Origin of the sequence: Cereibacter azotoformans (genome assembly GCF_021391315.1) — a bacterium.
GTDB classification, from domain to species: Bacteria; Pseudomonadota; Alphaproteobacteria; order Rhodobacterales; family Rhodobacteraceae; genus Cereibacter_A; species Cereibacter_A azotoformans.
Genome location: NZ_CP090021.1, coordinates 876,725 through 894,272 on the forward strand (window position 1 = coordinate 876,725; position 17,548 = coordinate 894,272).

Sequence of the window (17,548 nt, forward strand, 5' to 3'; positions counted from 1 at the left end):
CCGGTGTCAGGTGGGGAAGTCGGCGAGTCCCACGCGGGTCCCGCCGGCCGGTCGTTCGGATGAGAGGATCGTGGTCCGGACCAGAGGCCCCAGCACGATCAGTGTGGCGAACAGCAGCCCGATCTCGAGGAGATACACGGAGCTGTAGCCGATGGCCGCGTCCTGCAGCGCGGCACCGAGATGCCCCGCCTCGGCCCAGTGGCCGATCAGGTCGCGCAGGGCGCCACCCATGAAGATGGCGGTGCCCGCCGCCGTGGCCTGCGCAGCCCCCCACGCGCCGAGCGCGAGCCCGCGGCCGGCCAGGCCAGAGACGGGCATCGCCATGGCCATCGTGAGGGTGGCGACGGAGAACAGTCCGCCGCCCATCCCGATCAATGCCGCGCCGGCGAAGAACATCGCCCGCGACTCCGCCGGCCAGGCGAAGAGCACGAGCAGGAAGGCCGCCAGCCCGATCAGGATACCCCGCCCCGCCATGCGGGCCGGGTCGAGACCGCGCGCAAGCCAGCGCGCAGCCAGTCCGAAGCCGATGAGCGCGCCCAGCGACCACATGGCGGTCAGAAGGGTGGTCGCCGCCACCGGCAGATTGAGGATCTCGCCGCCATAGGGCTCGAGCAGCACGTCCTGCATGTTGAAGGCAAGCGTGCCGCAGGCCACCGCCGCCAGCAGGCGGAAGGCGGTGCCGTCCACGTTCAGTTCGGCCCAGGCGTCGCGCAGGCGCGGCCGCGGGGCGGCGCGCTCCTCCTTCGACATCGGCCGGACATGCTCCTGCTTCCACAGCGCGATCAGGTTCAGCACCATCGTCAGGAAGGCGCAGCCCTGCACCACGCGGATCAGCCGGATCTCGGAGAAATCGGCCAGCAGCCAGCCCACGATCAGCGACGAGATCCCCATGCCCACGAGGAACATCACATAGAGCAGCGCCACCACACGCGGCCGGGTTTCGTCGGTCGCACGGTCCGAGGCGAGGGCGAGGCCCGCGGTCTGGGTCATGTGCATGCCCAGCCCCGCCATCAGGAAGGCCAGCGCCGCCAGCGCCTCGCCCGCCCAGGTGGGCCCGTGGATCTGGTCGCCCGACAGCACGATCAACGCAAAGGGCATGATCGCAAGCCCGCCCATCTGCCAGAGCGAGCCGAACCAGAGATAGGGGATGCGTTTCCAGCCCAGCGACGAGCGGTAATTGTCGCTTCGGTGGCCCAGAAGTGCCCGGAACGGCGCCGACAGCACCGGCAGCGCGATCATCAGCGCCACCACCGTCGCCGGCACGGCCAGTTCGACGATCATCACCCGGTTCAGCGTGCCCAGAAGCAGCACCGAACACATGCCGACCGAGACCTGGAACAGCGACAGCCGCAGCAGTTGCCCCAGCGGCAGCCCTTCCGAGGCCGCATCCGCGAAGGGAAGCGCGCCGATCGTTAGTCTCTTCAGCTGTTTCCGCCCCAGGATCACGGCCGGAACTCCAGACACTCGGAGATGTAGAAGCCGCGCGAGACCCGACCGATCTTCACCAGCCGATCCCCCGTGGCCTCATTCAGAGGCTTGAACGGATGCGGAATCATCACCGGCGAGCGGTCGGAACGCGGGAACAGCTTTCCCATCCACCAAAACGCCATCAGAAAAGGCGTTCGCGGCGCTACGGTAAAGACGACCGAATGCCGCGTTCTCGCGCCCAGCTTGTCCAGCGCCTTCGCGATGTCCTCGTCGGTGTAGTAGATCAGGCTGTCCATCGCGACGACATAGTCAAACGGACCCAGATCATCGGACAGCATGTCTCCGCTGGCGAAGGTCACGCGGTCGAGATGCTCGGGCGGCAGGCGTTTCCGCGCGATCTCGACCAGCTGCGGCGAGATGTCCACCGCCGTCACCTGCGCCCCGCGGGCCGCAAGCTCGGCCGTCATCTGGCCTGCGCCGCAGCCGGCATCCAGCACGCGCAGGCCGGTCAGATCCTTCGGCAGCCGCCAGAGCATCTTCGCCCGCATCGTGTCGCGGCCCTCGCGGACCGTCTGGCGGACCCGGCTCACCGGCGCGGACGAGGTCAGCCGCTCCCAGGTATGGGTGGCGGTGCGGTCGAAGTAATGTTCGACACGGTCGCGGGTGGTCGAATAGTCGGTCATGGGGTCTTCCTTGAACGCCGGATCGGCTCCGGCAGGGGGCGGCTCAATCGAAACCCAGCAACTCGAAAATCTCGCGGTCCGGCAGCGAATGCGGCGACATCGGCGGCAGCCCGTCCCACAGGCTCTGCGCCAGCCGCAGGTATTCGGCCCGCGCCACCAGCACGTCCGGGTCCTCGTCCATCGCAAAGAGGGTCTTCTTCTTCAGGCGCGAGCGGCGGATCGCATCGAGATCGGGCATGTGCGCCAGACGGCGGAAGTCCGAGGCCTCGCAGAAGCGGTCCACCTCGTCCGTCGCGCGCGAGCGGTTGGCGACGCAGCCGGCAAGCCGCACCTTGTAGTTCTTCGACTTGGCCTGAACCGCGGCGATGATGCGGTTCATGGCGTAGATCGAGTCGAAGTCGTTCGCCGTCACCACCACCGCCTGGTCGGCATGCTGCAGAGGGGCCGCAAAGCCGCCGCAGACCACGTCGCCCAGCACGTCGAAGATCACCACGTCGGTGTCGTCGAGCAGGTGGTGCTGCTTCAAGAGCTTCACCGTCTGGCCCACGACATAGCCGCCGCAGCCGGTACCGGCCGGCGGGCCGCCCGCCTCGACGCACATCACGCCGTTGAAGCCCTCGAACACGAAATCCTCGGGGCGCAGCTCCTCGGGGTGGAAGTCCACGTCCTTCAGCACGTCGATCACCGTCGGCACGAGGCTGCCGGTCAGCGTGAAGGTCGAGTCATGCTTCGGATCGCAGCCGATCTGCAGCACGCGCTTGCCAAGGATCGAGAAGGCGGCCGAGAGGTTCGACGAGGTGGTCGATTTCCCGATCCCGCCCTTGCCATAGACGGCAAAGACCTTGGCGCCGGTGATCTTGTCGCTCTCGTCGAGATGGACCTGAACGGAGCCTTCTCCATCCTCTCCGGTCGGGATCGTCAAGTCTTTCGGGCTCATCGGAGGCCCCCCATTTGTTAAAGCCATCCCCGCAGCCTGCGGGGCTCGCCGTCCCGGGCGCCGCCTTACTCGGCGGCGATCCCTTCGAGACGGTCTTCCAACTCGTCCGCAGCCCCCTGAAGCGCGGCAAGCGTTTCCGCGTCGGGCTGCCAATAGTTACGGGCACTCGCTTCCAGAAGACGTTCGGCCATGCGGACGCTCGCCTCGGGGTTCAGTTCGGCCAGACGGCGGCGCATCGCCTCGTCCAGCACGAAGGTCTCGGACAGGCGCTGGTAGACCCAGGGCTCGACCTGCTGGGTCGTGGCCGACCAGCCGAGCGTGTTGGTCACCTGCGCCTCGATCTGCCGGACGCCCTCGGCGCCGTGACGCAGAAGCCCCTCGTAATATTTGGGGTTCAGGCTGCGGGCGCGGGTTTCCAGCGCGATCTGGTCCTTGAGCGTGCGGACGGTGCCGCCGCCGCGGGTCTGGTCGCCGATATAGACCGCCGCTTCCTCGCCCTTGGCCCGCTTTACCGCGCGGGCGATGCCGCCCAGCGTGTCGAAGTAATGGTCGACGGTGGTCACGCCCAGTTCCACGGACTCGAGGTTCTGGTAGGCCACGTCCACGGTCTTGAGCGACTTCTGCAGCAGCGCCGCGTTCTGCACCGGCTTGCCCGAGCGGCCATAGGCGAAGGACTTCCGCGCCTCGTAGGCGTCGGCCAGTTCGTCTTCCTCACCGAAGGCGGACGAGCCCACCAGCACGTTCACGTTCGAGCCATAGGCGCCTTCCGCGTTCGAGAACACGCGGAGCGAGGCGGTCTCCATGTCCACGCCCATCTCCTGCGCATAGGCCAGCGCATGGGCACGGATGAAGTTCTGCGACAGCGGCTCACCTTCCGCATTGGCGCATTTCCACGCGGCCTCGGCCAGCATCCGGGTCTGCAAGGGCAGCAGGTCGCGGAAGATGCCCGAGAGGGTCATGATCACGTCGATCCGCGGACGGCCCAGTTCCGAGAGCGGGATGAGGTCGGCACCCGCGAGACGGCCGTAATGGTCGAAGCGGGGACGCGCCCCCATCAGCGCCAGCGCCTGCGCGATCGGCCCGCCGTCCGACTTGATGTTGTCCGACCCCCAGAGCACCAGCGCCACCGTCTCGGGCAGCTTCGGATGGGCATCCAGCAGCCGCTGCGCCTGCGCCGCGCCGTCCTGCAGCGCGAAGGCGGTGGGCATGCGGAACGGGTCGAAGGCGTGGATGTTGCGGCCCGTGGGCAGGATCTCGGGCGCGCGGATCAGGTCTCCGCCCGGCACCGGCTCCATGAAGTGGCCACCCAAGGCGCGCAGGACGCCGGGGATCTCGGTCTCCTGCCGCAGCAGGGCCTCGATCTCGGCGCGGCGGTCCGCGTCCATCTCGGGCATCAGCGCGATGTTGGCCGCGATCTGCTCTTCGGTCATGGGCGTGCCCACGACATGCAGGCCGTCGGTGATCAGCGAGCCCTCGGTCTCCAGCAGCTTCAGCCACATCGTCTCGACCGGGTGCATGTCGAGGTTGACGGCGCGGGCCTGCTCCTGGATCAGCAAGGAAAGCTCTTCGCGTTCAGGGGCTTCCGGGGCGAGCTGACGGTAGCGCGTCAGGCTGTCCTTCAGATCCTGCAGCCCTCGGTAGAGGCCCGCCTGCGTCAGCGGGGGCGTCAGGTGCGAGACGGTGATCGCGTTGGTCCGGCGCTTGGCGAGCGAGGCTTCGGAGGGGTTGTTCGCGGCGTAGAGATAGACGTTCGGCAGCGCACCGATCAGGCGATCGGGCCAGCAGGCGCCCGACATGCCGGCCTGCTTGCCGGGCATGAACTCCAGCGCGCCGTGCATCCCGAAATGCAAGAGCACATCGGCGTGGAAATCCTCGCGCAGCCAGCGGTAGAAGACGCTGAAGGCATGGGTGGGGGCGAAGCCCTTCTCGAACAGAAGGCGCATCGGGTCGCCCTCGTAGCCGAAGACCGGCTGGATGCCCACGAAGACATTGCCGAAGTTCTGGCCGAGGATGTAGACGCCGCGGCCGTCCGACTGGATGCGGCCGGGGGCGGCGCCCCAGGCCTTCTCGATGTCGGCAAGCCAGGGGGTGCCCGAGACGATCTTCTCGGCCGGGACATGGGCCGCGATGTTCGCGGGCTGGCCATACTGGCTCGAGGTGCCGCCGAGGACCGCGTCCCGCAGCGCCTGCACGCTTTCGGGAACCTCGAGCTGGTAGCCTTCGCGCTTCATCGCGTTCAGCACGTTGAACAGGCTTTCGAACACGCCGAGATAGGCGGCGGTGCCGACCGCGCCCGCGTTCGGCGGGAAGCCGTAGAGGACGACGCCAACCTTGCGCTCGGCCACCTTCGAGCGGCGGAGGAGGGCGAGGCGCAGGGTCTTTTCCGCGAGCGTCTGGATGCGCTCGTGGCAGGGAGCCATCGCGCGCGTCTCGGCGCCTTGTGCGGTGGCGCGGCAGCCGCCGGGGCAGCCGTCGCAGCCGGCCAGGTCATGGCGGCCGGCGAAGACGGTGGGGTTGGTCGCGCCGTCGATCTCGGGCAGCGCCACGAGCATCGTGGTCTCGACCGGGCCGAGTCCGCCGCCGGCCTGAGCCCATTGCCCGAGCGTCTGGAACTCGAGCGGGTGGGCGGCGATGTAGGGCACATCGAGCGCCTTCAGCGCCTCGATCGCGGCGTGGCTGTCGTTGTAGGCCGGGCCGCCGACGAGGCTGAAGCCGGTCAGCGACACCATCGCGTCGATGGTGGGGCCGAGCTTGTCGTGGAAGTAGGCGTCGATCGCCGGGCGCCCGTCGAGCCCGCCCGCAAAGGCCGGCAGGACCGCGATGCCCTTCTGCTCGAAGGCCTCGATCACCGCGTCATAATGGGCGGTGTCGGAGGCCAGGATGTAGGAGCGCAGCATCAGGAGGCCGACCGTGACCTTCGCGCCCGCGGGGCGGGGCAGGTCGTTCGGGTCGGTGGTGATGCGGTTGGGCAGGCTCGGGTGGTAGAGGCCGACCTCGGGATATTCGATCGGAGCCTTGGCGCTGACCTTGTGCCATTCGCGCACGCGCGAGTAGCGCGAGACGAGATAGCGCATCATCTGCTCGAGGTTGTCGTCGGAGCCGCCGAGCCAGTATTGCATGGCCAGGAACCAGGCCCGCAGGTCCTGCGCCTTCCCGGGGACGAACTTCAGCATCTTCGGGATGGTGCGGAGCATCCGCATCTGGCTTTCGCCGGTGTTGCCCGATTCCTTCGAGGAGCCGCGCAGCTTCTTCAAGAGCGCCATCGGCCCCGAGGCCGGCTTCTGCATGTCGAGGTCGCCCATCTTCGTGAGCTTCACGATCTGGGGATCGGCGATCATGCCGACGAAGGCATCGGCGCGCTCGCGCGCGGCCTGAAGCTCGGGCAGGACGGCGTTGATGTGTTCCTCGATGAAGAGGAGGTTGGCGATCACGAGATCGGCGCTGTTGATCGCCTCTTTCGCGCGCACCAGCGTCTCGGGCTTTTCGGCCCATTCGGCGGCGGCATGGATCGAGACCGTGAGGCCCGGAAAGTCCTGCCGCAGCCGCGGCGCGATCCGCGCGGCGGGCCCCGCCGCATGGGCGTCGAGGGTGACGATGACGATGTTGTAGCCGGTCACGCCGGCCGAACCTGAGACTTCACCGCGCATAATGAGCCTTCGCCTCGTACAGGGTCTCGATGCTGATCCGGGTCAGGCCCTTCTCAGCCGCGAATTTCTCGGTGTTCCTGCGTGCCTTGCCGCGCACGAAGAACGGGATCTTCTTGAGTTCCTTCTCGGCGTCCGACAGCCAGACGATCTCGCCCGAGGTCGCCTCGGCGGCGACGGGGGGAACGGCCTCCTCGGGGGTTGACCCCTCGTCGGCCGTGGCCTCGGCGCGGGGCGCCGATGCCGGCACCGCCTTTCCGCCGTGGTGCGAGGGGCCGGCCTCGTCGTGGAACTCGAAATCCTCGCGGAACATGGTGAGGAGATGTTCCTCGAGCCCCATGGTCAGCGGGTGGATCCAGGTGTCGAAGATGACGTTCGCACCTTCGAACCCCATCTGCGGCGAATAGCGGGCCGGGAAATCCTGCACATGGACCGGGGCCGAGATCACCGCGCAGGGGATGCCGAGCCGCTTGGCGATGTGACGCTCCATCTGCGTGCCGAGGATGAGTTCGGGCGCGAGGGCCTGGATCGCCTCCTCGACCTCGAGGTAGTCGTCGGTGATCAGCGCCTCGAGGCCATAGTCCTTCGCGGCGGCGCGCAGGGGCCTTGCGTATTCGCGGTTGTAGCAGCCCATGCCGACGACCTCGAAGCCGACCTCGTCGCGGGCGATGCGGGCGGCGGCGATGACATGGGTCGCGTCGCCGAACAGGAACACCCGCTTGCCGGTGAGGTAGGTCGAATCGACCGAGGCCGACCACCAGGGCTGGCGCAGGCGGCTCTCGTCGGCCTTCGGCTCGACGCCCGCCAGCTTCGCCACTTCGGCGATGAAGTCGCGGGTGGCGCCGACGCCGATCGGGACGACCTTGGTGTAGGGCTGCTTCAGCGTCTTCTCGGCCCAGCGGGCGGCGGATTCGGCCGTCTCGGGGTAGAGGAGGACGTTGAAGTGCGCGGCGCCAAGGCGGGCGATGTCGGCCGGGCTCGAGCCCATCGGGGCCACCACATTCACCGCGATCCCCATAGCATTGAGAAGCTGGGTGATTTCCGTCACGTCATCGCGGTGGCGGAAGCCGAGCGCGGTCGGGCCGAGGATGTTGCAGGAGACCTGTGCCGTCCGCTCCGTGGGCTTCGCAAGCTTGCGGCAGATCTGCAGGAAGCTCTCGTCAGCGCCGAAGTTTTCCTTGCGCTGGTAGGAGGGCAGTTCCAGATGCACGACCGGCACCGGCAGGCTCAGCGCATCCGCCAGGCCGCCGGTGTCGTCCTGGATCAGCTCGGCCGTGCAGGAGGCGCCGACCATGATCGCCTGCGGCTGGAACCGCTCGTAGGCGTCGCGGCAGGCCTGCTGGAACACCTCGGCGGTGTCCGAGCCGAGGTCGCGGGCCTGGAAGGTGGTGTAGCTGACCGGAGGGCGCTTGCCGCGCCGCTCGATCATGGTGAAGAGCAGGTCCGCATAGGTGTCTCCCTGCGGAGCGTGCAGCACGTAATGCAGGCCGGTCATGCCGGTGGCCACGCGCATCGCGCCCACATGGGGCGGGCCTTCATATGTCCAGAGCGTCAGTTTCATGTCCGGTTCCCGGGGCCGTGAGCCGCCCCTTGGGCTTGGGATAGCCGAGAATTGGGGTTCTGGGGATGCGTCATTCCGCGGCCTCGCGCCGCAGGATCGCCCGCCTGCGCAGGGGACGGGCGAAAAGCCCCGCCAGATCGCCGGCTTGCTCGTAGAAATGGACGGGCGTGAAGACCAGCTCGATCGCCCATTTCGTGGTGAAGCCCTCGGCCTCGAGCGGGTTGGCAAGGCCAAGTCCGCAGACCGTCAGGTCGGGATTCGTGGCGCGCACCCGGTCGATCTGGCGCTCGACGTCCTGGCCTTCCGAGATCACCGGGCCTTCGGCCAGCAGGTCGAGATCGGGGCCGAGGATGCCGCGGTGCAGGAAGGGCGTGCCGACCTCGATCGCGCTCATGCCGCATTCGCGGGTCAGGAAGCGCGCAAGCGAGGGTTCCAGCTGGCTGTCGGGGAAGAAGAAGAGCGACTTGCCCTTCAGCGTCTCGGACGCGGCGGCCACGGCCTTGCGGGCGCGGGCGCGGGGGGCGGCGGTGACTTCCTCGAATTTCGCGGGGCTCACGCCGAATTCGTCGGCGATGGCCTTCAGCCAGAGCGTCGTGCCTTCCTCGCCGAAGGGGAAGGGCGCCGCGATGTGGCGCGCGCCGCGGCGGGTCAGGGCACCATGCGTCTCGCCGAGGAAGGGCTGGACGAGGGCGAAGACCGTATTCGGCCCGACGCCCGGCGCCTCGGCCGCGTGATGGGCGGGCAGGACGCGGATCGGTCCGATGCCGAGCGCGGTCAGCAGCGAGACTGCCTGATCCTCGACCACATCGGGCAGGGCGCCGACCAGCAGCAGCTCGCGCGCCTCGGTGGCGGGCAGGGTGGGGACGATCGAGGCGAGGCAGGCGTCCTCGCCTTGCGTGAAGGTCGTCTCGATCCCCGAGCCGGTGAAGTTGTAGACCCGGACCGCCGGCCCATGCTGCGCCGAGAGACGCTCGGCCGCGCGGTGCAGGTCGAGCTTGATCACCTCGGACGGGCAGGAGCCGACAAGGAACAACTGCCGGATGTCGGGCCGGCGCGAGAGCAGGCGCTCGACCTCGCGGTCCAGTTCGGCATTGGCGTCGGCGAGGCCCGCCAGATCCTTTTCCTCGAGGATCGCGGTGCCGAAGCGCGGCTCGGCGAAGATCATCACCCCGGCCGCCGATTGCAGCAGGTGCGCGCAGGTGCGCGAGCCGACGACAAGGAAGAAGGCGTCCTGCATCTTTCGGTGCAGCCAGATGATGCCGGTCAGGCCGCAGAACACCTCGCGCTGGCCGCGCTCCTTCAGGATGTCGCCGTTGCGGCAGCCGCGGGCGGGCGGGGGCGGAAGATCGAGGCTCATTGGGCGGCCTTCATGTCGAGGCGGGCCATCCGCAGCTTCCACAGGAACTGGCCGGCGTTGATGACGTAGGTGGCATAGGCCGCAAGCGCGATGAACATCTGCGTCTCGTGCGGCTGGCCGGTGAAGAGCGCCCAGAGATAGGCGGTGTGCAGCGCGATCACCGCCATCGAGAAGACGTCTTCCCAGAAGAAGGCGGGCGCGAAGAGATACTTGCCGAAGACCACCTTCTCCCAGATCGCGCCGGTGACCATGATCGTGTAGAGAAGCAGCGTCTTGATCAGGATCGAGATCGTCGCGGCCAGGTAGCCCTCGCCGGTGGCGAGATACCACAGCACCAGACCCAGCGAGATGGCAAAGACCGCGAACTGCAACGGCGCGAGGATCGCCTGCACCAGCGTCCAGCGCGTCGCGTCACGGCGGGCGCGCTGTTCCTCGGTGTAGAGCCGCCGACGCGGCGTTGCGGGGGAAGTGGGCTGCATCTTGAGGTTCGCCTTCCGAGGAGGGCCCGCAAAAGGGGCTGCCTTTAGGGGGAGATTATCGTTCCGATTCCGAAAGTGTCAATTCTGACTTACATCTTTTGCGGCGCGGAAACAGTGCGGCAAAGGTGCAGATCGTCGCGCCCACCTGCGACAATCCGCCATAATAATCGCTGCAAATCAATCTTGTAGGCGAAGCTGCGCCACATGGTTCCGTCAAAGGTGTCAATTTGCTTTGACATGGCCCCTCCTTGGGGAACAGTCCCATCACGAGCGTCCGGCCCTTGCGTCCGCGCCCGTCCGGGCTCCGTTCCCCACGTTTCGGAGGCCCGCCCGGCGCCGTGCAGGATGGCCGGCCCGCCCGGCGGAGCTGGCGATGCATGATGGGTTGGAAAGAGAAGGGCGCAGCCCTCCCGGGGATGGCCCGGTCGCTGTGTCGCGTTTCGCGGCCGAGATCGTGGCACGACTGTCGGCCCGCGACGGCGCCACCCTCGCCCCGATCCGCGAGGATCTGGTGCGTCGCCTCCTGCTCGCGGTGCGCTCGGTGGATCGGGCGCCGTTCGAGGCCCTGAAGCCCGATCTGCGCCGGGCGCGGGTGAGCCGCGTGGCGCTGGCCGAACTCTACATTCCCGAAGTGGCCCGCCGGCTGGGGCAGGGCTGGCACGAGGACAGCTGCACCTTTGCCGAGGTCACGATCGGCACGGCCCGGCTGCAGGCGATCCTGCGCGACATCGCCATGTCCTGGTCGGCGGACGAGCATGGGCTGCAGGACGGGCCCACCGTTCTCGTGCTGCTTCCGCCGGGCGAGCAGCACACGCTCGGCGGCATGGTCGCGGTCGCGAAACTTCGCAGGATGGGAGTGTCCGTCTGCCTCCGCATCGGCTCGGGCCCTGCCGAACTCCGGGAACTGTTTGTCAAAAGAGCATTCGATGCAATAATGATCTCGATTGCCCATGCGGAGATGCTTGAAGTCTGTCGCAAGTTGGTAAAGACGCTGAAGGAGATGACCGGTGGCAGGGTTCCGGTCGCCGTCGGCGGGGCGCTGTTCCTCGAGGGTGTGGTCGCGGCGGCGGTTCCGGAAGCAGATATAGTGACGAACGACATAGAGACGGCGCTGCAGGCCTTCGGGCTGGGCGGAAGCCGGCTGCGGGCCCAGCCGGGGCGCGCGTGAGGCGGGCGGCCGGAAGGCCGGTATGATCGGTGAGACATTGACGTCAGAAGGCAGAGATACGCTGGCCGGCGGGGGGCTCCCGCCTCTCGCTCCCGACATGGTGCGCGATGTGGTGGCCACCGCGGCCGACATCTCGCTCATGATCTCGCCGGAGGGGCTGATCCGGTCGGTGATGGTCAATCCGCACCATCCGAGCTTCGGCCAGCTGTCGGCCTGGGAAGGTCAGCGTCTCGACGAGGTGCTCACGCCCGAGAGCGTCACGAAGTTCCGCCTGCGCAGCGAGGGGCTGGAGCCGGGCCGCGGCTCGATCGCGGTCGAGCTGAACCACGCCGATCCGCGCAGCTTCGAGTTTCCCGTCCGCTACATCCTTCATCGCCTGCCCGAGGATCGCTCGATCCTGATGCTCGGGCGCGACCTGCGCCCCATCGCCGAGGTGCAGCAGCAGCTCGTCGCCGCCCAGCTTGCGATGGAACGGGACTACGAGACCCAGCGCGAGATGGAGACGCGCTACCGCGTGATCCTCGATGTCTCGCGCGATCCGATGGTGCTGGTCTCGATGTCCACCGGGCGGATCGTGGATCTGAACGGGGCGGCGGGGATGCTGCTCGGCGGCGTGCGGCAGGATCTGCTCGGGGCCGCCATCGCGCAGGAGTTCGAGGGCCGGCGCCGGGGCGAGTTCATGGAGGCGATGGCGAATCTCGCCGCCACCGAAAGCGCGGCCCCGCTGGAGCTGGTGGCGCGCCGGTCGCAGAAGCGGCTTCTGGTGGTGCCGCGGGTCTTCCGGGCGGCGGGCGAGCGGCTTCTGCTCTGCCAGCTCGACCCGGCCGACGTGGTGCAACCCGTGAGTGACGAGTTGCTGAACAATCTGGCGCGGCTCTATCACGAGGGGGTGGACGGCATCGTCTTCACCGACGCCGAGGGCACGATCCGCGGCGCGAACGAGGCGTTCCTCAATCTGACCGACTCTTCGAGCCTGGCGGCGATCCGCGGCCGCTCGCTGGCCGATTTCCTCGCCCGCGGCACGGTTGACCTGCGCGTGCTGATCGACAGTGTCAGGCGCACTGGACAGCTGCGGCTCTATGCCACCCGACTCACGACCGACTTCGCGGGGCAGATTGCCGCAGAGCTGTCGGCCACCTGGCTCGACGATCGTGAGCATCCGCTGCTCGTGCTCGTGGTGCGGGATACGAGCCGCGCCGACACGCTGCGCCGTCCGATCCCGGCGACCGGCGTGGTGGACGAACCCGTCCGCAACGTCATGGAGCTTGTGGGCAACTCGACCCTCAAGGACATCGTGGCCGAAACCACGGACGTCGTTGAGAAAATGTGCATCGAGACGGCCCTGGAACTGACGCGGAACAACCGGGTCGCGGCGGCCGAGATGCTGTCGCTCTCGCGCCAGTCCCTCTATGTCAAGCTGCGCAAGTTCGGCCTGCTCAACAAGGACGAGTAGCCCCTGCGCCCTGCTGCCGCAGGGCATTTCCCCCGCCTTTGCGAAAGTGTGTGCCCATCCGCGCGGGGCGAATGGTCGCTTTGACATGCATCAATTTACCCGCGACAGAACTATGTCAACTGAAATGGACACAGCGGGAGTCCACCATGCGTATCGTATTCGTTCACCCGAACTACCACTCCGGGGGCGCCGAGATCGCCGGCAGCTGGCCGCCGGCGTGGGTCGCCTATCTTTGCGGCGCGCTGAAGAAGGCCGGCTACACCGATTACCATTTCATTGACGCGATGACGGACTACGTCTCGCACGAGAAGCTTGCCGAGCAGCTGAAGGAACTTCAGCCCGACATCGTCGCCACGACCGCGATCACCCCCTCGATCTATGTTGCCGAAGAGACGCTGAAGATCGCGATGGAGGTGGTTCCGAACGCCCTGCGCGTGCTCGGCGGCATCCACGCCACCTTCATGTTCCGCCAGGTGCTGGAAGAAGCGCCCTGGATCGACGTGATCGTCCGCGGCGAGGGCGAGGAGGTTCTGGTGAACCTCGTGAAGGCCTACGAGGAGGGTAACTTCGGTGAGACCCGCCGTCAGGTGAAGGGCCTCGCCTTCCTCGACGGTGACGAGATCGTCTCGACTCCCGCGGCGCCGACCATCCGGGACGTCGATTCGATCGATCCCGACTGGGGCATCATCAACTGGAAGAACTACATCTACGAGCCGCTGGGCGTGCGCGTGGCCATCCCGAACATGGCGCGCGGCTGCCCCTTCACCTGCTCGTTCTGCTCGCAGTGGAAGTTCTGGCGCGACTACCGCGTGCGCGACCCCAAGAAGGTCGTGGACGAGATCGAAAAGCTCGTGAACGAGCACAATGTGGGCTTCTTCATCCTCGCCGACGAGGAGCCGACCATCAACCGCAAGAAGTTCATCGAATTCTGCGAGGAGATGATCGCACGCGGCCTGCCCGACAAGGTCAAGTGGGGCATCAACACCCGCGTGACCGACATCAAGCGCGACAAGGAACTGCTCAAGTTCTACCGCAAGGCCGGCCTTGTCCACATCTCGCTCGGCACCGAGGCCGCGGCGCAGCTCAAGCTGGACGTCTTCAACAAGGAAACCACCGTCGCCGAGAACAAGGAGGCCATCCGCCTCCTGCGCGAGGCCGACATCTTCACCGAGGCCCAGTTCATCGTCGGCCTCGAGAACGAGACCAAGGAGACGCTGGAAGAGACCTTCCAGATGGTCTGGGACTGGCAGCCCGACCTTGCGAACTGGGCGATGTACACGCCCTGGCCCTTCACGCCGCTCTTCCAGGAGCTGCGCGACCAGGTCGAGGTCTTCGACTATTCGAAATACAACTTCGTGACGCCGATCATGAAGCCCAAGGCGCTGACCCGCGGCGAGCTGCTCGACGGCGTGATGCACAACTACCGCCGCTTCTACATGCGCAAGGCGCTGTTCCACTATCCGTGGCGCGGCACCGGCTTCCGCCGTCGCTACCTGCTCGGCTGCCTCAAGGCCTTCCTCAAGGCCGGGGTGGGGCGAACCTTCTACGACCTCGGCAAGGCCGGCTACTGGGGCCCGCAGTCCAAGGACAAGGTGGACTTCCACTTCGACGAGACCCGCAAGATCGGCAATGCGCAGCTCGCGGACTGGGAGGCTTCGGCCGACCGCGCCGCCAAGGCCGCCGAACGGCGCGAGGCGCTTCGTGCGCAGGGCAAGGCCCGCGCCGAAGAGCGCAGCGCCGCCAAGGCCGAGGGCGTGCCGATGCTGAACCCGGTGGGCGGCTGCGGCGGCGCCGCGCAGGCGATGGTGGACGAGTTCCATGTGCCCATGGCCTGTGGCGGCGGCCAGCAGCAGATGCCGCAGGACGAGTTCGCGATGCCGATGGCCTGCGGCGGTGGCAAGCAGCAGATGGAAGAGACCGAGGAGCGTCTCGTCCGTCCGGCGGAGTGAGCGCCGATGAGCGCGCATGACCAGCGGCTGACGGCGGCTTCGGCGGCGGTCCCCCGGATCGGCCCGAACGCGATCCTCCAGCTCATCCCGGTGCTGGAGGGCGCCTTCGGACCGGGGGCGGCCGACCGGGCGCTCGCCGCGGCGGGCGTGCCGCGGCCGGGGCCGGACTCGGGCATGTTGCCCGAGACCCAGGTCTCGACGCTGCACCGCTGGCTGCGCGACACCCATCCGCAGGAGGCCCCGCGCCTCCTGCGGGAGGCGGGGCTCGCGACGGGGGACTACATCCTCGCGAACCGGATCCCGCCGCTGGCGCAGCGGCTCATCCGCGCATTGCCCGCCTTTCTGGGGGCGCGGGTGCTGGCCACGGCCATCGCCAAACATTCCTGGACCTTCGCCGGCTCCGGCAAGTTCCGCGTCGTCTCGGGACGCCCGCTGTCATTCGAGATTGCCCGGAACCCCGTGGTCGCCGGAGAACGCTCGGACATCCCGCTGTGCCACTGGCACGCGGCGGTGTTCGAGCGCCTCTTCTCCCGCCTCGTCTGGCCACATGTGGCCGTGCGCGAGGTCGCCTGCTGCGCCACGGGCGCACCCGCCTGCCGGTTCGAGCTCCTGCCCAAGGGGCGCTGATGTGCAATCTGTCACTGGGACCCACGGGCTATTTCCTTGCCCGACTCCCCGTCGTCATGTTTAGGTGACACACATGAGTGTCAATCTATCCTTACACCCCCGCTCCACGCCCGAGCCGCGCGCGCTGCTCGAGCTGATCCAGCCCATCACCTGGTTTCCGCCGATCTGGGCCTATCTCTGCGGCACGATCTCGGTCGGCATCTGGCCGGGCGAGAAGTGGCCGCTGGTCCTGCTGGGCATGGTCCTTGCGGGCCCGCTCGTCTGCGGCATGAGCCAGGCGGCGAACAACTGGTGCGACCGCCATGTGGATGCGGTGAACGAGCCCGACCGGCCGATCCCGTCGGGGCGCATCCCCGGCCGCTGGGGCCTCTACATCGCCATCATCATGTCGCTGGCCTCGCTGGCCGTGGGCTGGATGCTGGGTCCTTGGGGCTTTGGCGCCACGGTCTTCGGCGTGCTGGCGGCCTGGGCCTATTCGGTCGAGCCGATCCGCCTCAAGCGGTCGGGCTGGTGGGGGCCGGGGCTGGTCGCCCTCTGCTACGAGGGGCTGCCCTGGTTCACGGGCGCGGCCGTGCTGTCGGCCGGCGCGCCCAACTTCTTCATCGTCTCGGTGGCGCTGCTCTATGCGTTCGGCGCCCACGGGATCATGACGCTCAACGATTTCAAGGCGCTCGAGGGCGACCGTCAGCATGGCGTCCGCTCGCTGCCGGTGATGCTCGGGCCCGAGGTCGCCGCCAAGCTGGCCTGCACCGTCATGGCGCTGGCGCAGATGCTGGTCATCGCGCTGCTCTTCATCTGGGGCAAGCCGATCCATGCGGGCATCATCAGCGCGCTGCTGATCGCCCAGTTCTTCGCGATGCGCGTGCTCTTGCGCGACCCGGCCGGCAAGTGCCCGTGGTATAACGGCACCGGCGTCACGCTCTATGTCTCGGGCATGATGGTGGCGGCCTTCGCCATCCGCGGGCTGGAGGTGATGCCGTGACGCTGGGCTGGCTCGGCATCGTCCGGCTCGGCCTCGTGCAGATGAGCCTCGGCGGCATGGTGGTGCTGACCACCTCGACGCTGAACCGGCTGATGGTGGTCGAGCTGGCCCTGCCGGCGGTGCTGTCGGGGCTGCTGGTGGCGCTGCATTACGCGGTGCAGGTGACGCGGCCCTCCTGGGGCTACCGCTCGGACACCTGCGGCAACCGCACCCGCTGGATCGTGGGCGGCATGGCGACGCTGGCCCTCGGCGCCTTCCTGGCCGCGCTTGGCGTGGTCTGGATGCACACCGCCTTCTGGCCGGGGCTGGTCCTCTCTGTCCTGGCCTATCTGATGATCGGCCTGGGCGCGGGCATGGGCGGCACCTCGCTTCTGGCGCTGATGGCCACCTGCACCCGGCCCGAGCGGCGCGCGGCGGCGGCCACGATCACCTGGCTGATGATGATCTTCGGCATTGCCGCCACCGCGGGCACCGTGGGCGCGCTGCTCGATCCCTACACGCCCGAGCGCCTGCTGCGCCTGGTGGGTGCGGTCTGTGCGGGCGGCCTCGTTGTCACCGTCCTCGCCACCTGGCGGATCGAGCGCGGCCTGATTTCCGAGCCCGAGCCCGAACCCGCGCCGCTTCTCGAGGGGCTGCGCGAGATCTGGGCCGAGCCGAGGGCGCGCATCTTCACCTTCTTCGTCCTCCTGTCCATGACCGCCTATTTCATGCAGGAGCTGATCCTCGAACCCTATGCGGGCCTCGTCTTTGGCCTGACGCCGGGGCAGACCACCTCGCTCTCGGGGGCGCAGAATGCGGGCGTCTTCGTGGGGATGCTGGCGGTCGGCATCGGGCAGACCGGCCTCAGGATCGGTGCGCTCCGCTCCTGGGTCGTGGCGGGCTGCCTCGGATCGGCGCTGGCGCTGACCGGGATCGCGCTGATCGGGCAGATGCACCTGCCGCTGATCGTGCCCGCCGTCGTGCTGATGGGCCTTTTCAACGGCATGTTTGCCGTGGCGGCCATCGGCTCGATGATGCAGCTTGCCGGAGAGGGCCGTCACGCGCGCGAGGGCACCCGGATGGGGCTCTGGGGCGCGGCCCAGGCGGTCGCTGCCGGCTTTGGCGGTCTGGTGGGCGCGGCCGCGGCCGACACGCTCACGCAGTTCGCGAGCAATTCCACCGCCTATGGTCTCGTCTTCCTGTTCGAGGCCGTCCTGTTCGTCATATCGGCGCTGATGGCGCTGCGTATCCTGGAAGGCGGGCGCGCTGCGCCGGCCGGCCGGCTTGTGCCTGGAGAGTGA

General features: G+C 68.0%; 14 protein-coding genes. 6 read left to right on the forward strand and 8 right to left on the reverse strand.

Annotated features, from left to right (window positions below; all coding sequences use genetic code 11):
- Nucleotides 1-6: 6 nt before the first annotated feature.
- From LV780_RS04370 to LV780_RS04405, 8 genes are all read right to left on the reverse strand, one after another.
- A complete protein-coding gene (locus LV780_RS04370) occupies nucleotides 7-1,446 on the reverse strand; it encodes a PucC family protein (protein ID WP_011908044.1) in 1,440 nt (479 codons plus the stop codon).
- Nucleotides 1,443-2,111: a magnesium protoporphyrin IX methyltransferase gene (gene bchM, locus LV780_RS04375; RefSeq protein WP_101340589.1), complete on the reverse strand. Its 669-nt coding sequence runs from the start codon at nucleotides 2,109-2,111 to the stop codon at nucleotides 1,443-1,445. Before bchM ends, LV780_RS04370 begins: the two co-directional genes overlap by 4 nt.
- 43 nt (nucleotides 2,112-2,154) lie before the next feature.
- The gene (gene bchL, locus LV780_RS04380) at nucleotides 2,155-3,048 is read right to left on the reverse strand and encodes a ferredoxin:protochlorophyllide reductase (ATP-dependent) iron-sulfur ATP-binding protein (protein WP_011908046.1); all 894 of its coding nucleotides are present in this window, start codon (nucleotides 3,046-3,048) and stop codon (nucleotides 2,155-2,157) included.
- 65 nt (nucleotides 3,049-3,113) lie between these two features.
- The gene (locus tag LV780_RS04385) at nucleotides 3,114-6,695 is read right to left on the reverse strand and encodes a magnesium chelatase subunit H (RefSeq protein WP_108221395.1); all 3,582 of its coding nucleotides are present in this window, start codon (nucleotides 6,693-6,695) and stop codon (nucleotides 3,114-3,116) included.
- On the reverse strand, nucleotides 6,685-8,253 hold the full coding sequence (gene bchB / locus LV780_RS04390; protein WP_011908048.1) for a ferredoxin:protochlorophyllide reductase (ATP-dependent) subunit B: 1,569 nt from the start codon (nucleotides 8,251-8,253) through the stop codon (nucleotides 6,685-6,687). The genes LV780_RS04385 and bchB overlap by 11 nt, the downstream gene beginning before the upstream one ends.
- 70 nt (nucleotides 8,254-8,323) lie before the next feature.
- Nucleotides 8,324-9,610, reverse strand: coding sequence for a ferredoxin:protochlorophyllide reductase (ATP-dependent) subunit N (locus LV780_RS04395; protein ID WP_108221397.1), 1,287 nt, complete (start codon nucleotides 9,608-9,610; stop codon nucleotides 8,324-8,326).
- Nucleotides 9,607-10,089: a 2-vinyl bacteriochlorophyllide hydratase gene (gene bchF / locus LV780_RS04400; RefSeq protein WP_011908050.1), complete on the reverse strand. Its 483-nt coding sequence runs from the start codon at nucleotides 10,087-10,089 to the stop codon at nucleotides 9,607-9,609. Before bchF ends, LV780_RS04395 begins: the two co-directional genes overlap by 4 nt.
- 89 nt (nucleotides 10,090-10,178) lie before the next feature.
- The gene (locus LV780_RS04405; RefSeq protein WP_181969632.1) at nucleotides 10,179-10,328 is read right to left on the reverse strand and encodes a hypothetical protein; all 150 of its coding nucleotides are present in this window, start codon (nucleotides 10,326-10,328) and stop codon (nucleotides 10,179-10,181) included.
- Nucleotides 10,329-10,519: 191 nt separating this feature from the next.
- Between LV780_RS04405 and LV780_RS04410 the strand changes: the two genes are divergently transcribed.
- The 6 genes from LV780_RS04410 to LV780_RS04435 all read left to right on the forward strand — a co-directional run bounded on the left by LV780_RS04410 (nucleotide 10,520) and on the right by LV780_RS04435 (nucleotide 17,548).
- Nucleotides 10,520-11,257, forward strand: coding sequence for a cobalamin B12-binding domain-containing protein (locus LV780_RS04410; RefSeq protein WP_275055968.1), 738 nt, complete (start codon nucleotides 10,520-10,522; stop codon nucleotides 11,255-11,257).
- Nucleotides 11,258-11,279: 22 nt separating this feature from the next.
- Nucleotides 11,280-12,710 carry a transcriptional regulator PpsR gene (gene ppsR, locus LV780_RS04415; protein WP_108221398.1) on the forward strand — a complete coding sequence of 477 codons (1,431 nt, stop codon included), beginning with the start codon at nucleotides 11,280-11,282 and terminating at the stop codon, nucleotides 12,708-12,710.
- A 146-nt stretch (nucleotides 12,711-12,856) separates the two neighbouring features.
- Nucleotides 12,857-14,659 (forward strand): magnesium-protoporphyrin IX monomethyl ester anaerobic oxidative cyclase, encoded by a 1,803-nt coding sequence (bchE, locus tag LV780_RS04420; RefSeq protein WP_108221399.1) that lies wholly within the window; start codon nucleotides 12,857-12,859, stop codon nucleotides 14,657-14,659.
- A gap of 6 nt (nucleotides 14,660-14,665) precedes the next feature.
- On the forward strand, nucleotides 14,666-15,286 hold the full coding sequence (bchJ, locus tag LV780_RS04425; RefSeq protein WP_108221400.1) for a bacteriochlorophyll 4-vinyl reductase: 621 nt from the start codon (nucleotides 14,666-14,668) through the stop codon (nucleotides 15,284-15,286).
- 73 nt (nucleotides 15,287-15,359) lie between these two features.
- Nucleotides 15,360-16,268 (forward strand): chlorophyll synthase ChlG, encoded by a 909-nt coding sequence (gene chlG / locus LV780_RS04430; RefSeq protein WP_011908055.1) that lies wholly within the window; start codon nucleotides 15,360-15,362, stop codon nucleotides 16,266-16,268.
- A complete protein-coding gene (locus LV780_RS04435; RefSeq protein WP_011908056.1) occupies nucleotides 16,265-17,548 on the forward strand; it encodes a BCD family MFS transporter in 1,284 nt (427 codons plus the stop codon). Before chlG ends, LV780_RS04435 begins: the two co-directional genes overlap by 4 nt.